Source organism: Stutzerimonas chloritidismutans AW-1, assembly GCF_000495915.1.
In the GTDB taxonomy this organism is placed as follows: Bacteria; Pseudomonadota; Gammaproteobacteria; order Pseudomonadales; family Pseudomonadaceae; genus Stutzerimonas; species Stutzerimonas chloritidismutans.
In genome coordinates, this window is the sequence record NZ_AOFQ01000062.1 from 50,388 (window position 1) to 63,529 (window position 13,142).

The 13,142-nt window shown below is 61.9% G+C and carries 13 protein-coding genes; 3 read left to right on the top strand and 10 right to left on the bottom strand.

Annotation, left to right across the window (positions count from 1 at the left end):
• Positions 1 to 54 precede the first annotated feature (54 nt).
• The gene (locus F753_RS49330; protein WP_014820873.1) at positions 55 to 222 is read left to right on the top strand and encodes a DUF2897 family protein; all 168 of its coding nucleotides are present in this window, start codon (positions 55 to 57) and stop codon (positions 220 to 222) included.
• Positions 223 to 344: 122 nt separating this feature from the next.
• Entirely contained in the window at positions 345 to 2,912 is a 2,568-nt protein-coding gene (locus F753_RS45030; protein WP_023446698.1) for a bifunctional diguanylate cyclase/phosphodiesterase, read from the top strand.
• A gap of 27 nt (positions 2,913 to 2,939) precedes the next feature.
• Here the strand turns inward: F753_RS45030 and F753_RS45035 are convergent, their stop codons facing one another.
• The 7 genes from F753_RS45035 to F753_RS45065 all read right to left on the bottom strand — a co-directional run bounded on the left by F753_RS45035 (position 2,940) and on the right by F753_RS45065 (position 8,822).
• Positions 2,940 to 3,458 (bottom strand): superantigen-like protein SSL4, encoded by a 519-nt coding sequence (locus F753_RS45035; RefSeq protein WP_023446699.1) that lies wholly within the window; start codon positions 3,456 to 3,458, stop codon positions 2,940 to 2,942.
• 33 nt (positions 3,459 to 3,491) lie between these two features.
• Entirely contained in the window at positions 3,492 to 4,922 is a 1,431-nt protein-coding gene (locus F753_RS45040; protein WP_023446700.1) for an aminotransferase-like domain-containing protein, read from the bottom strand.
• Between the two features lie 110 nt (positions 4,923 to 5,032).
• Positions 5,033 to 5,830, bottom strand: a complete 798-nt coding sequence (locus F753_RS45045; RefSeq protein WP_031298314.1) for an OmpA family protein — start codon at positions 5,828 to 5,830, stop codon at positions 5,033 to 5,035.
• The gene (locus F753_RS45050; protein WP_041207346.1) at positions 5,827 to 6,183 is read right to left on the bottom strand and encodes a DUF4398 domain-containing protein; all 357 of its coding nucleotides are present in this window, start codon (positions 6,181 to 6,183) and stop codon (positions 5,827 to 5,829) included. Before F753_RS45050 ends, F753_RS45045 begins: the two co-directional genes overlap by 4 nt.
• An 8-nt stretch (positions 6,184 to 6,191) precedes the next feature.
• Positions 6,192 to 7,016: a substrate-binding periplasmic protein gene (locus F753_RS45055; protein WP_031298316.1), complete on the bottom strand. Its 825-nt coding sequence runs from the start codon at positions 7,014 to 7,016 to the stop codon at positions 6,192 to 6,194.
• A 126-nt stretch (positions 7,017 to 7,142) separates the two neighbouring features.
• Positions 7,143 to 8,072: an electron transfer flavoprotein subunit alpha/FixB family protein gene (locus F753_RS45060; RefSeq protein ID WP_023446704.1), complete on the bottom strand. Its 930-nt coding sequence runs from the start codon at positions 8,070 to 8,072 to the stop codon at positions 7,143 to 7,145.
• Positions 8,073 to 8,822 carry an electron transfer flavoprotein subunit beta/FixA family protein gene (locus F753_RS45065; RefSeq protein WP_023446705.1) on the bottom strand — a complete coding sequence of 250 codons (750 nt, stop codon included), beginning with the start codon at positions 8,820 to 8,822 and terminating at the stop codon, positions 8,073 to 8,075. It abuts the gene before it with no gap.
• 330 nt (positions 8,823 to 9,152) lie between these two features.
• Here F753_RS45065 and F753_RS45070 point away from each other — a divergent pair, with 330 nt between their 5' ends.
• Entirely contained in the window at positions 9,153 to 10,808 is a 1,656-nt protein-coding gene (locus tag F753_RS45070) for an electron transfer flavoprotein-ubiquinone oxidoreductase (RefSeq protein WP_023446706.1), read from the top strand.
• Positions 10,809 to 10,872: 64 nt separating this feature from the next.
• Here the strand turns inward: F753_RS45070 and F753_RS45075 are convergent, their stop codons facing one another.
• The 3 genes from F753_RS45075 to F753_RS45085 form a co-directional block, all read right to left on the bottom strand.
• Positions 10,873 to 11,442 carry a DUF1285 domain-containing protein gene (locus tag F753_RS45075; protein WP_023446707.1) on the bottom strand — a complete coding sequence of 190 codons (570 nt, stop codon included), beginning with the start codon at positions 11,440 to 11,442 and terminating at the stop codon, positions 10,873 to 10,875.
• Between the two features lie 55 nt (positions 11,443 to 11,497).
• Positions 11,498 to 12,112 carry a DUF4823 domain-containing protein gene (locus F753_RS45080; protein ID WP_014820884.1) on the bottom strand — a complete coding sequence of 205 codons (615 nt, stop codon included), beginning with the start codon at positions 12,110 to 12,112 and terminating at the stop codon, positions 11,498 to 11,500.
• Positions 12,113 to 12,242: 130 nt separating this feature from the next.
• Positions 12,243 to 13,139 carry a radical SAM protein gene (locus tag F753_RS45085; RefSeq protein ID WP_023446708.1) on the bottom strand — a complete coding sequence of 299 codons (897 nt, stop codon included), beginning with the start codon at positions 13,137 to 13,139 and terminating at the stop codon, positions 12,243 to 12,245.
• Positions 13,140 to 13,142 lie beyond the last annotated feature (3 nt).

Here is a 13,142-nt window from a genome sequence, read left to right on the forward strand (position 1 = left end):
GCAGCCACGTAGAGTGCGGCTCGTCACTGCCGCCCAACCGCCCGGAGGAAAAACATGCCCTGGTATTTTTGGCTTATTCTGCTCGTCGCGCTGGGCTCGATCGTCGGTAGCCTGCTGATGCTGCGCTCGACGGCAAAGAAGATTCCCCTGACCGAAGAACAGAAAAAACGCATCGCTCAACGCAATGCCGAGGCGGACGCACAAGACTCCCGCGACCGCTAAAAGTCGATAGAGCGCAGTCGCTCAAACCAGTGGTCCGCGCAATTTACGATGATTTTGCCGAGCGGTAGTGGCACCATGCCGCCATTGCCGCGATCCAATGCAGTGCTGGCAGGAATCCCCTCATGCAAACTCTCCTTCCCGACGATGGCCCGGTAAAACCGCAGGCCAGATCGATTTTCGCTCGCCGCATTCTTCCTGGCATGGTCGCCCTACTGGTCATCGCCCTCATTGTGGCCGCTGCCGCACTCATCCACATTGCCCGGAAAATCGATCAGGATGCACTGCAGCAAAGCCACTTCCTCGTAGGCAAGGCGCTGCAGGCACAGCACGACTGGATGAACCGCTCCATCGTCGACTATGCGTTCTGGGGCGACGCCTACGTGCATCTCAACAGGCAGGTCGACCTCGACTGGGCTTATACCCAGGCCAATCTCGGCCCATCCTTGTACAAGGACTTCGACTACGAGGTGGTGCTGGTCATCTCTCCGGCAGGCGATACGGCCTATTCCGTAGTTCGCGGCGAACTCCAGACAATCGACGGTTCCGAGTTTCTCCAGCACGGTTTACCGCAGCTGCTGGTGCGAGCCCGGGAAGCCGTCGAGGAGGAGTCGGGCGTCTCCGCGCTGCTCTGGGGTGACGGTCAGCCGGCGCTGGTCGCCGCAGCCGCGCTGACCACCGGTGGTACGGATATCGAAGAGGACGAAGGGCCGGCGTCGATTCTGTTGTTCGTCGACCTGCTGGACGCCGAGCGGCTGGCGGAGATCGGTGAGCAGTATGCGATCGAGGATCTGCGCCTGGCTCCAGACTCAACGCCAACCGATGATCCGCGCATCGAGCGACCGCTGGAGGATGGCTCGACCATCCAGCTCACCTGGACGCCGGCGCAGCCGGGGCGCCTGCTGCTGTGGGTTACCCTGCCAATCCTCGCGGTCGTGGCCCTGGGGCTGGGGCTGCTCGCCTGGTTGCTCATTCGCCATGCCTTGCGCAGCCTGCACTTGCTCGACATCAGCTATGCAAGGCTGGCCGCCAGTCGCAGCGCGCTGGCGGAAAGCGAGGAGCGGTTTCGCGATGTCGCCGAGGCCGCTTCCGATTGGATCTGGGAAACCGACGCGCAAGCTCGGCTGACCTTCCTTTCCAATCGCTTTCGCCAGATCACCGGACACGAATCCAGCCAGTGGCTGGGCCGCCCGTTGCTGGAACTGTTGATCAGCGACAGTGCCGCGCTGCAGAACTGGCTCCAGGCACCACAGGTCGCACCACTGCGCAGCAGCTATCGTGCCGCCGATGGCTGCGAGCGTTTCTGCCGGCTGGCTGCCCGCGCCATCCATCAGGACGACAAGCTGGTCGGCTATCGCGGCACCGCCAGCGACATCACCGAGGAAACCAAGGCGCAAGCTCGCGTTCAGTACCTCTCTCAGCACGATGCCCTGACCGGCCTGCCCAACCGCAGCCGGCTGCGCGACTACCTGGATCAGAATCTGGCGGCGCTTCGTAGCGGCTCGGCGCTGACATTGCTCTACATCGACCTGGACCGCTTCAAACCGGTGAATGACACCCTCGGTCACGCCGCTGGCGACGAAGTACTGATCGGCGTGGCATCCCGCCTGCGCCAACACACCCGCGACGGCGACCTCGTGGCGCGGCTGGGCGGTGACGAGTTCGTCGTCGCGCTCCACCGGATGAGCGAAGACACCGATATCGACCGTCTCTGCAACCGCATCATCGAGGCAATCAGCGCGCCCTTCGTCTACGAGGATCAGCAGATCAATATCGGCGCCAGCATCGGCGTAGCCCTGGCGCCCGACGATGCCAACCAGGCCAACGAACTGCTGCGTTGCGCCGACATTGCGCTCTACCAGGCAAAGGATGCAGGCCGGGGAACCTGGCGTGCCTATGGCCGTGAGATGGATCAGCGGCTGCACGAGCGGCTCCAGCGCGAAGAGGCACTGCGCGTCGCGATTGCCGAGCAGCAGCTGGAGGTCTACTACCAGCCGCGCTACCTGAGCCAGGGCATGCAGATCATCGGCGCCGAGGCACTGGTGCGCTGGAATCACCCCGAGCGCGGGCTGCTACTGCCAGAGCAGTTCATTCCACTGGCCGAAGAAACCGGACTGATCATTCCACTCGGGCGCTGGGTACTGCATCAGGCCTGCAGCCAGGCGACCCGCTGGCCAGGCGATACGGTCGTCTCGGTCAACCTCTCGCCATTGCAGCTGCATGATGATCGGCTGCTCGACGAGATAGCCCAGGCACTCGGCGAGAACGATCTGCCAGGCAAGCGGCTGGAGCTGGAGGTTACCGAAAGTGCACTGCTACGGGAAACACAGGGCACGCTGGACCAGCTCAAGCGGATCAAGGCGCTCGGCGTACACCTGGCCGTAGATGACTTCGGCACGGGCTACTCGTCGCTGACCAGCCTGCGCCACTACCCCTTCGATGTGATAAAGATCGACAACAGCTTCGTCGCCGGTATCGGGCAGTCGATGGAAGATCATTCGATCGTACGCGCCTTGATCGAACTGGGCCGCGGCCTGCAGATGCGCGTGACGGCCGAGGGCGTGGAAACCGAGGAACAGCTGCGGCTGCTGAAAGACGACGGCTGCACCGAGGTGCAAGGCTTCCACATGAGCCACCCGATGCCGGCCGATGAACTGCAGCGGCTGCTTTCGCAGCTACCAGCCAGGGACTAAAGCGCAGGGCCGGGGAACACATGCACCTCAGCGCTTGAATTCGAGGCGAATCTCCGCGCCCTCGATGAGCTCCTCGTCTTCTGCCTCGCCGGAAATCAGCCGGCCGCCGATCTGCATCGATCGCGACGGCCCGCCACCCTCGAAAAGTGGCGGCAACAGACGCATCGATTCATCACCCGGCCCCGGCGCCAGTTCCTCGACCAGTTCCTCGGGCAAGCGCAGATCGAGTTCCGGCTCGGGCAGTTCGACCTTCGCTGGCGGCGGCGTGGAGCGCTTGGCCGTCGAGGGCTGCGGCGCCGGGTCAGGTGCCTCGTCCTCGGGAACGGGTTCGGGCAGGCTGATCTCCACTTCCGGCGGCTCGGCATCGGAGGTTTCTTCGATCGGCGCCAGCTCGATATCGAGATCCGGCGGCACCTCTTCCTGCTCGACGATATTCCCGGGTTCCGAGTGCTGCTCCGGCGCGGGCGCACGCGATGAGGTCGATTCGTCGTCCCCGCACCCGCCCAGCAAGGCCAACGACAGCAATAACAACAGCGGCCTTCGCATCCGATCGCTCCTTACAGCGGCAGGTTTGGGGCGCTACTTGGCATCCCGACACAGTTCCGAAGCCAGCTGCCCGAGTGTCCGCAGCGCCCGCTCGGTCTCGTTATTCCAGGGGAGTCCACAGTTGAGACGAATGCAGTGGTTGAATTGTTCAGTGTTGCTGAAGATGAGTCCCGGCGCGATGCTGATGCCCCGCTCCAGCGCCCTGACGTGCAGGTCCTGGGTATTGACCCGCACCGGCAGGCTGACCCAGAGAATGAAGTTGCCCTTGGGGCGCGTCATTTGTGTGCCTTCCGGGAAGTAGCGCTGTACCGCCAGCTGAAACGCGCTGAGATTCTTGCGGTACTCCTGGCGGATGGCACGCAGGTGTCGATCGTAACCCCCGTTCTCCAGATAAGCCGCCACACCCATCTGAGTGACGCTGCACGCCGAATGGGTGCTGAAGGTCTGCAGGCGCTCGATCTCGGCCTGATGGCGCCCGGCGATGACCCAACCGATCCGCACCCCTGGCGAAAGCGTCTTGGAAAAGCTGGAACAGTAGATGACACGGCCGTCCCGATCATTGGACTTGAGCGCCTTGTACTGGCCCTGGTCGAACATCAGTTCGCCATAGATATCGTCCTCGACGATCTGGATGTCGAAACGTGCCGCCAGGCTCAGCAGCTGCTTCTGGCGGTGGTCAGGCATGCTCACGCCCAGCGGATTGCTCAGGCGCGCGGTCAGTACCAGCGCCTTGATCGGCCACTGCCCTGCTGCAAGCTGCAGCGCCTCAAGGCTCATTCCGGTATCCGGGTCGCTGGGTATCTCGATGACCTTCAGACCGAGCAGATCGGCCAGTTGCAGCAAGCCGTAATAGGTCGGCGACTCGGCGGCGATAAGATCGCCCGGCTTGGTCAGGACCCGTAGTGACATCTGCAACGCGTCAACGCAGCCATGGGTGATGACGATTTCGCTCGAATCCACCACCACACCGGCATCGCGCATGCGAATCGCCACCTGGCGGCGCAGCGGCTCGTAGCCCGGACTGAACATGTAGCTGAATGCCCGCGGGCTGTGAAACCGCGTGACCTTCGCCAGTTGCTGGTGCAACGCCCGCACCGGCAGGTAATCCACATGCGGCACGGCCGCGCCCAGCGGAATCAGCCCCTCACGGCGCGACTCGCTGAGCACCTGATTGATGATGCTGCTGCGGGTGACCAGTTTCGGCCGCTCGACCTGGGCAATATCCGGCGTCGGCGCAGTGAGTACGGGCGTCTGGTGGACGTAGAAGCCGGACTGCGGGCGCGCACGGATCATGCCCTGATCTTCGAGATTGGCGTACGCCTGCAACACCGTGGCGTGGCTGACACTCAGCTGTCGGCTCATCTTGCGTACCGACGGCACGCGCTCACCGGGGCGATATACGCCGCGCCGAATATCTTCGGCAAGCTGCTGGGCAATGCGCTGATAGAGCAACAGATTGGTCATCTCGCCGGTCTCCTGCCAACTGAACCGTAACAGTAGCGCACTGCTGGAGACCCAGACCAATACAGTTAGGTCACGTCTAGGCGAAACAGTCTGCCCAGATGGCCGCGCGACTAACGGTCGGGACCGAGATTGCCTTCCGCGTCGGAGAACAGGATCTCAACGCGACGGTTCTGCGCGCGACCGCGGGCCGAGGCGTTCTCGGCCAACGGAAAGCGCTCACCATAGCCGCGCACCTCTACCCGCTCGGCAGCGACGCCAAGATTGATCAGCAGATCCGCCACCGTTTGCGCCCGCGCCTGCGACAGCGCGAGATTCTCCTGGGCATCGCCGCGGCTGTCGCTATACCCCTCGATGCGAATCTTGCGCTGCGGATTGAGCTGGAGGAAATGCACCAGCTTGAGCAGGGTGCGATTGGCCGTGTGGCTGAGCTCGGCACTGCCGGCACGAAACAGCACGTCGCCAAGCGTCATGACCATGCCGCGATCGGTTTCGCTGGCAGCCAGGCTCATCATCTGGTCTTCCAGCCAGCGACCCTGTTGCTCGGCGGTCATCAACCTGGCGTCCTGCAGCATGCGCCGCAACCGGTCGCGCTCCATCTCCAGGCGCGCGACCTGTTCCTGATGCTGCAGAAGCTCACCCTGCCTCGCGGCGATTTCGCTGTAACGCTGACTCAGGTAGGCGTAATGCCGGGCGTCGGCGGCGCCCCCCCAGTACTGGTTGAAACGCTCGGCGCGTTGCTGCGTCTCGAGCGCACGCTGAACATCCTTCGGCGCGCTGCGCTGGACCATACTGTCCGCCTGAATGCGTTGCAGCGCCGCAGATGCGCGGTTCAATTCGAGCTCGGTCTGCGGCGTCGAGCAACCAGCCAGTACCAGCCCAGCCAGGGCTATCGCAAATCCACTTCTCACCTGGCCTCCCCCAGCAACTGCCGTAGCCGCTGAATGCGACGATTCAGATCGTCGATCTGCGCCTCGCGCTTGTCTTTCAGAACCCTGCTCTCCGCCAGACGAGCATCCAGCTCCGCTTGCTCGCCCAGCAGCCGGGCTTTGCGATTATCGCCTGCCTCGAGTGCCTCCTGGGCCTTGCTCAACTTGCTTTCGGCCAGCACAAGCTCCTCGTACGCATCGGTTGCGCCTACGGAGCGTGCCTGCGCCAAGGCCTGCGAGCTCAGGCGCAGTTGTTCTGTCGGGGCGGGGTCACTGGCACAGCCAGTCAGGAAAACCAAGACCAGAAATGGGCTGGCGAAAAGTCTTTTCAACACGGCGAGTCCTACTTTTTCGAAGCCTTTGCCCGCTCTGACTGCTGGTTCTTCCAGACGGTCAGGTTGTGCGCCACCAGTTGCTCAGGCACACCGGCGGCGCGCAATTCTGTCATCTTCCGCGCCAGTTGTCCGCGCAGCCAGGGATCATTGCAGGCCGAGTCGTGCGAAATGGCCAGGTGCATATCCCGGCCTACCACTGGAGGTTCGAGACGCTGCACCTTGTCCAGCAGCCCCAATGCATCAGCCGCCGCGACTGCACTGTACCGCTCATGCAGCAAGTAGTCGCCATTGCCCGCCACGATCCGCTTCAGCCCCTGAGCGAGGTCGGCGACCGGCTGCAATTGCAGGTGTTTTTTCGCGAAGGCGTCGAACTCGCTACCGAAGCGGCTGGTGCCAGCGATCAAGCCGGCGTGGCCTCCCAGATCTTCACGGCTGGCATAGAAGAAGCCGGGCTCATTGCGTACCCAGGCGACGGTCTGCAATTGCAGGATGGCCGGGTGGACGAAATCCAGTTCTTCGAGTCGCTGCACCGTCAGTGTCGCATCGGCCAGTACGTCGACCCGGCCACTGCGCACCTCTTCGAGCGCTTTGGTTCGGTCACCGGTGTAAAGCAGGTCCAGTTTCAGATCGAGCGAGTCGGCGATCTGCCCGAGCAGGTCCGCATTAGCCCCGATCAGACGCTTCGGGTTCTGCGGATCGCGCCAGAGAAAGGGAGGGTTGTCCGCTGCGCCAGTCGCCACCAGACGGTCGCACTTCCCCGCTGCCGCTGCCGTGAATGGCGTTGCCAACACCAGCGCGACCATGGCCAATTTCAACGGAAAAGCGAAACGCATGAAGATCCCCTTATTGCGCGAGTTAACTGATGCTGATCGAAGTTCGCCGATGGTACACCGACGAACCCGCCCATCGCCCATGAAAAAACCCGCTACATGAGCGGGTTTCTTCAACAGCGATCAGCTTCAGACGAGCTTTTCCAGCTCCGGCACGATCTCGAACAGATCGCCCACCAGGCCGTAGTCGGCAACCTGGAAGATCGGCGCTTCCTCGTCCTTGTTGATCGCGACGATCACCTTGGAGTCCTTCATACCCGCCAGGTGCTGGATGGCGCCGGAGATACCCACCGCGATGTACAGCTGCGGTGCAACGATCTTGCCGGTCTGTCCGACCTGCATGTCGTTGGGCACGAAGCCGGCATCGACAGCGGCACGGGAGGCACCAACAGCCGCGCCAAGCTTGTCGGCCAGCGAGTACAGGTGCTTGAAGTTCTCGCCGTTTTGCATGCCACGACCGCCGGAAACAACGATCTTGGCAGCGGTCAGCTCGGGACGATCCGACTTGGCCAGCTCTTCGCCAACGAAAGTCGACTTGCCGGCATCGCCAGCGCCTGAGACCTGCTCGACCGCAGCCGAACCGCCGGTGGCATTCACGGCATCGAAGCCGGTGGCACGCACGGTGATGACCTTGATGGCAGCGCTGGACTGCACGGTAGCGATGGCGTTACCGGCATAGATCGGGCGCTTGAAGGTATCGGCGCTTTCAACGGCGATGATCTCGGAGATCTGATCGACATCCAGTTGAGCAGCAACGCGCGGCAGGAAGTTCTTGCCGTTGGTGGTCGCCGCAGCCAGCACGTGGCTGTAGTTCTTCGCCAGGTCGGCGATCAGCGGCGCGACGTTTTCCGGCAGCTGATTGGCGTAAGCCGCGTCGTCAGCGACCAGTACCTTGGCCACGCCTTCGATCTGCGCGGCTGCTTCACCGATGGCACCGCAGCCACTGCCGGCTACCAGTACGTGGATGTCGCCACCGATGGCCTTGGCGGCGGCAACGGTGTTCAGGGTAGCGGCCGCGAGGACGGCATTATTGTGTTCAGCGATAACCAGGATAGTCATTTAGATTACCTTCGCCTCGTTCTTCAGTTTCTCGACCAGTTCAGCCACGGACTTGACCTTGATACCGGCGCTGCGGGCAGCCGGCGCTTCGACTTTCAGGGTCTTCACGGTAGACGTGGTGGTGACGCCCAGCGCATCTGGAGTCAGCGTTTCCAGCGGCTTCTTCTTGGACTTCATGATGTTCGGCAGCGACGCGTAGCGCGGCTCGTTCAGACGCAGGTCGGTGGTGACGATCGCCGGCAGGCTGAGCGCGACGGTCTGCAGGCCGCCGTCGATTTCGCGGGTCACGTTGACCTTGTCGCCAGCCACTTCCACCTTGGAGGCGAAGGTGCCTTGGGCATAGCCAGTCAGTGCACCGAGCATCTGCCCGGTCTGGTTGTTGTCGCTGTCGATCGCCTGCTTGCCGAGAATGACCAGCTGCGGCTGCTCCTTGTCGACCACGGCCTTGAGCAGCTTGGCGACCGCAAGGGAGTTCAGTTCGTCGTTGGACTCGACCAGCACGGCGCGGTCGGCGCCCAGCGCCAGCGCGGTGCGCAGCTGCTCCTGAGCAGCGGTCGGACCGATGGAGACGACAACGATTTCGCTCGCCACGCCCTTCTCTTTCAGGCGTACGGCTTCTTCCACGGCAATTTCGCAGAAGGGGTTCATCGACATCTTGACGTTGGCGAGGTCAACGCCCGAATTGTCCGCCTTGACGCGAACCTTGACGTTGTAATCGACCACTCGTTTGACAGCTACAAGAACCTTCATGGATTCCTCGTTACTCTCCGGTGAATAGAATTCCGCCGAGGCGAACCGAGCCTTGCTCGTGGCTTGGGTTTTGATAGCCGCTGCCCTGTTCGGCGAGTGCAAACCGTCCGTATCTTGACCGCAGGCCGCGGACGGGGTCAACAACGCATATGACCCGTCATAACGACGCGGTTCGGGCGATTCTAACAGGCTTCCAGAAAATTCAAACAAACGTTTGTATTGGACCGATTCGAGCGTCTATATATAATGCGCCGGCCCGGCTCGGTCAGGGACCGATCACAGCCCTCCACCACTTATATAACAACCAAGCCCTGAGTAGGAGAAAGCCCAATGGAACGCGAATACATGGAATTCGACGTTGTCATCGTCGGCGCCGGCCCTGCAGGCCTATCCGCAGCCTGCCGCCTGAAGCAGAAAGCCGCCGACGCTGGTCAGGAAATCAGTGTATGCGTCGTTGAGAAAGGCTCCGAAGTAGGCGCCCATATTCTATCCGGCGCAGTCTTCGAGCCGCGCGCACTGAATGAGCTGTTCCCTGACTGGAAAGAGCTCGGCGCCCCGCTCAATACGCCGGTCAAGCGTGACGACATCTACCTGCTCAAGACCGCCGAAGCCGCCAGCAAGCTGCCCAATGCACTGGTCCCCAAGACCATGCACAACGAAGGCAACTACATCATTTCCCTCGGCAACCTGTGCCGCTGGCTGGCCCAGCAGGCCGAGAACCTGGGTGTCGAGATCTACCCAGGCTTCGCCGCTCAGGAAGCGCTGATCGACGAGAACGGCATCGTGCGCGGTATCGTCACCGGTGACCTTGGCGTCGACCGCGAAGGCAATCCGAAGGAAGGCATGTACACGCCAGGCATGGAGCTGCGCGCCAAGTACACGCTGTTCGCCGAAGGCTGCCGTGGTCATATCGGCAAGCAGCTGATCAACCGCTTCCAGCTCAACGCCAACGTCGACCCGCAGCACTACGCCATCGGCATCAAGGAACTGTGGGACATCGACCCGGCCAAGCATGAGCAGGGACTGGTCGTGCACACTGCGGGCTGGCCGCTGAACGACGAAAACACTGGCGGTTCCTTCCTTTATCACCTGGAAAACAATCAGGTGGTCGTCGGCCTGATCGTCGACCTGTCGTACAGCAACCCGTATCTGTCGCCGTTCGACGAATTCCAGCGCTACAAGCACCATCCAGTGATCAAGCAGTACCTGGAAGGCGGCAAGCGCGTTTCCTATGGCGCACGTGCGATCGCCAAGGGCGGCATCAACTGCCTGCCGAAGATGGTATTCAACGGCGGCGCACTGATCGGCTGCGACGCCGGCACCCTGAACTTCGCCAAGATCAAGGGCAGCCACACGGCGATGAAGTCCGGCATGCTGGCGGCCGAAGCCGCTGCGGACGCACTGCTGGCCGGACGCGAAGGTGGCGACGAGCTGACCGCGTACGAAGAGGGCTTCAAGTCCAGCTGGCTGTACGACGAGCTATACAAGAGCCGCAACTTCGGCGCTGCCATTCACAAGTGGGGCGCAATCAAGGGCGGCGCGTTCAACTTCATCGATCAGAACATCTTCGGTGGCAAGATCCCCTTCACCCTGCACGACACCAAGCCGGACTACGCCTGCCTCAAGACGGCTGCAGAGTCGAAGAAAATCGACTACCCCAAGCCGGACGGCAAGCTGAGCTTCGACAAGCTCTCCTCGGTATTCCTCTCCAATACCAACCACGAGGAAGAGCAGCCGGTTCACTTGAAACTGACCGACCCGAGCATTCCGATCGAAAAGAACCTGCCGATGTACGACGAGCCGGCACAGCGTTACTGCCCGGCCGGCGTTTACGAGGTCGTGAGCAACGACGATGGCAGCAAGCGCTTCCAGATCAACGCGCAGAACTGCGTGCACTGCAAGACCTGCGACATCAAGGACCCGGCGCAGAACATCACCTGGGTCGCGCCCGAAGGTACCGGCGGGCCGAACTACCCCAACATGTAAGACCAGCAAAAAAAGGCTCCCTCGGGAGCCTTTTTCGATCATGGGTAACGAAACAGCCAGCGCACTACTCAGCGGCGCCAATCGGGAAGAACGTCCCGCCACTCCACACACCGAGGCAATCCTTGCCATCTACCTTGCCGGGCACCGCCAGCTCCACAAGCTCATAAAACACATTGCGATGGATCAGTGCCTCGAGGTTGGCGCGCACATGCACATATGGCGCCGGCTCCTGCGTTTGCGGATCGGTGACAACGCGCAAAGGGTGCTCTTCACCAGCCTCGACCTCGTCCTCGACATTGGTGATAAAGCGCAGGCTTTGCGTCTCACCCTCGCCACTGACTTCCAGCCGGACCGCAACGAAAGGCGCATCTTCGACCTGGATACCGACCTTCTCTACCGGTGTCACCAGAAAGTAGTCGTCGCCGTCGCGGCGAATCACCGTGGAAAACAAACGCACCATTGCCGGCCGCCCGATCGGCGAACCCTGATAGTGCCAGGTCCCGTCGCGCGCGATGCGCATGTCCAGATCGCCACAGAACGGAGGGTTCCACAGATGCACCGGCGGCAACCCTTTCTTCTTCCCGCCAGCGGACAGCTGCGCAAGCAGATCCCCAGCCTTGCCTGTATCGGTCATTCGGTCCTCCTCGATTGAATGAGGTAATCGCCTGTTCCCGATACTGCCACATCGCTCAACGTGACAGGCCCAACAACCGACGAGCATAGTCCTGCAGCGGCGGACGCAAGAGTTGCTCCGGCTTTGCGTCGTAGATGCCGAGCACGCCGCCACGATTACGAATGCGAGCGGTATCGACCAGATAGCGAGTTCCGGTTTCCACCAGCATCAACTGCACCACGCCGGAATCGACACCAAGGCGATCCAGTGCGCGCTGATCGTTCAGCTCGTCGAAACTGCCGATGCGATCATCAGCCGCGGCAAACCGCAGATACAGCAGATAATGCGCGCCCATTGCCGACGCTTCGGCCATTGCCTCCTCGAGCCCGAGCGGGCCACGGGCTCGACGAACCATTGGGAAGTACTCGACAAACCCGCTGAAGGCCTCTTCGGCCACGACGTTCGGCCGCGGGTATGCGTCTCCGGGCGGCACGAAATGTCCCTGCGCGATATAGATGAATGAGTCCGGCTGCAGGCGCCAGGAGTTGGAACGACGGGTCTCGCTGTGATCCAGAATTCCGGCATCGCGAAGGTGATAACGGGTACCCTCCGCCATGTCGCTGACCTTCATGCAGCCAGAAAGCATGAGCAATGCAAGCAAGCCAGGCACTGCCAGTAACAGAAATCGCATGGAACTCACCTCATAGGGCCGGCGACGAAAAACCGACGATTCGACAGCCAATGCAGCATCCACGCCACTTCCAGCACCGAGGCGAGCCGGTTCAGCTGGATGCTCTCGACTCCCCGCTCGAACGAGGCGGCTAGAGCCCTCGCTGCCACTCCTGACGCAACGGAGCGTTACGCGGGTCCTCGATGGCCTTACGTACCCGACGCAGCAGGCCCGGTTTATCGACACCCAAAATGCCCTTGAGCACCAGATAATTGGACGCGTGATCGCTGCGAAAAACCGTATCGGTCAGCTGCAGGTCCTCCAGCAACCACTCCAGCTCGCGAAACAGATCGGCCGGCACCAGCGGCTCGAAATCCTCGAAGGTTTGCCGAAAACGCGCTTCACCCTGCGGAAAACTGACCACCAGCGTAGACAGAAACTCGGGCTGCGCTGCATTCATCAGCCGCGCCGAATTGCGTGCGTGCTGGCGACTCAGTTGGCGACCGCCAAGCCCGTTGAGAATCATCACCGAGCGTGCGATGCCCGCCGCTCCCAGCTTATCCAGCGCGCTGAGCGTCGATTCGTAGGTCTCCCCCTTGTTGACCAGCGCCAGCACCTCATCGTCGCCGGACTCGGCGCCGACATAGGCCATGCCGAGCCCCGCATCCGCCAGTTCCTGCAGCTCGGCAACCGACTTCTTGCGCAGGTTGCGTGGCAGGCAATAGCTCGAGACACGTTGAACTTCGGGCAGGCACTGGCGGATCTGTTCAAGGATTCTCAACAGCCGGTGGGTCGGCAACACCAAGGCGTCACCGTCGGCGAGGAATACGCGTTGCACGATCAACTGCTCGCCGCAACGACGGATCTCGTCGAGCACCTCCGCCTCATCGCGAGCACGAAACTTCTTCTGCGGCGCGGTATACATCTCACAGAAGGTACAGCTGTTCCAGGAACAACCATTGGTCACCGGCAGGATCAGCGAATGCGCCTCGCTGGGCGGCCGAAATACCGGCTCGATGTAGCGGATGGGAAACTCGCTCGCGTTCATTGC

Bases quoted from the DNA above. Each gene is read 5' to 3' on its own strand.
- F753_RS45070 (WP_023446706.1), top strand. From the start codon at position 9,153: ATGGAACGCGAATACATGGAATTCGACGTTGTCATCGTCGGCGCCGGC.
- F753_RS45060 (WP_023446704.1), bottom strand. From the start codon at position 8,072: ATGACTATCCTGGTTATCGCTGAACACAATAATGCCGTCCTCGCGGCC.
- F753_RS45055 (WP_031298316.1), bottom strand. From the start codon at position 7,016: ATGCGTTTCGCTTTTCCGTTGAAATTGGCCATGGTCGCGCTGGTGTTG.
- F753_RS45040 (WP_023446700.1), bottom strand. From the start codon at position 4,922: ATGACCAATCTGTTGCTCTATCAGCGCATTGCCCAGCAGCTTGCCGAA.
- F753_RS45065 (WP_023446705.1), bottom strand. From the start codon at position 8,822: ATGAAGGTTCTTGTAGCTGTCAAACGAGTGGTCGATTACAACGTCAAG.
- F753_RS45075 (WP_023446707.1), bottom strand. From the start codon at position 11,442: ATGACCGATACAGGCAAGGCTGGGGATCTGCTTGCGCAGCTGTCCGCT.
- F753_RS45035 (WP_023446699.1), bottom strand. From the start codon at position 3,458: ATGCGAAGGCCGCTGTTGTTATTGCTGTCGTTGGCCTTGCTGGGCGGG.
- F753_RS45080 (WP_014820884.1), bottom strand. From the start codon at position 12,112: ATGCGATTTCTGTTACTGGCAGTGCCTGGCTTGCTTGCATTGCTCATG.
- F753_RS49330 (WP_014820873.1), top strand. From the start codon at position 55: ATGCCCTGGTATTTTTGGCTTATTCTGCTCGTCGCGCTGGGCTCGATC.
- F753_RS45085 (WP_023446708.1), bottom strand. From the start codon at position 13,139: ATGAACGCGAGCGAGTTTCCCATCCGCTACATCGAGCCGGTATTTCGG.
- F753_RS45030 (WP_023446698.1), top strand. From the start codon at position 345: ATGCAAACTCTCCTTCCCGACGATGGCCCGGTAAAACCGCAGGCCAGA.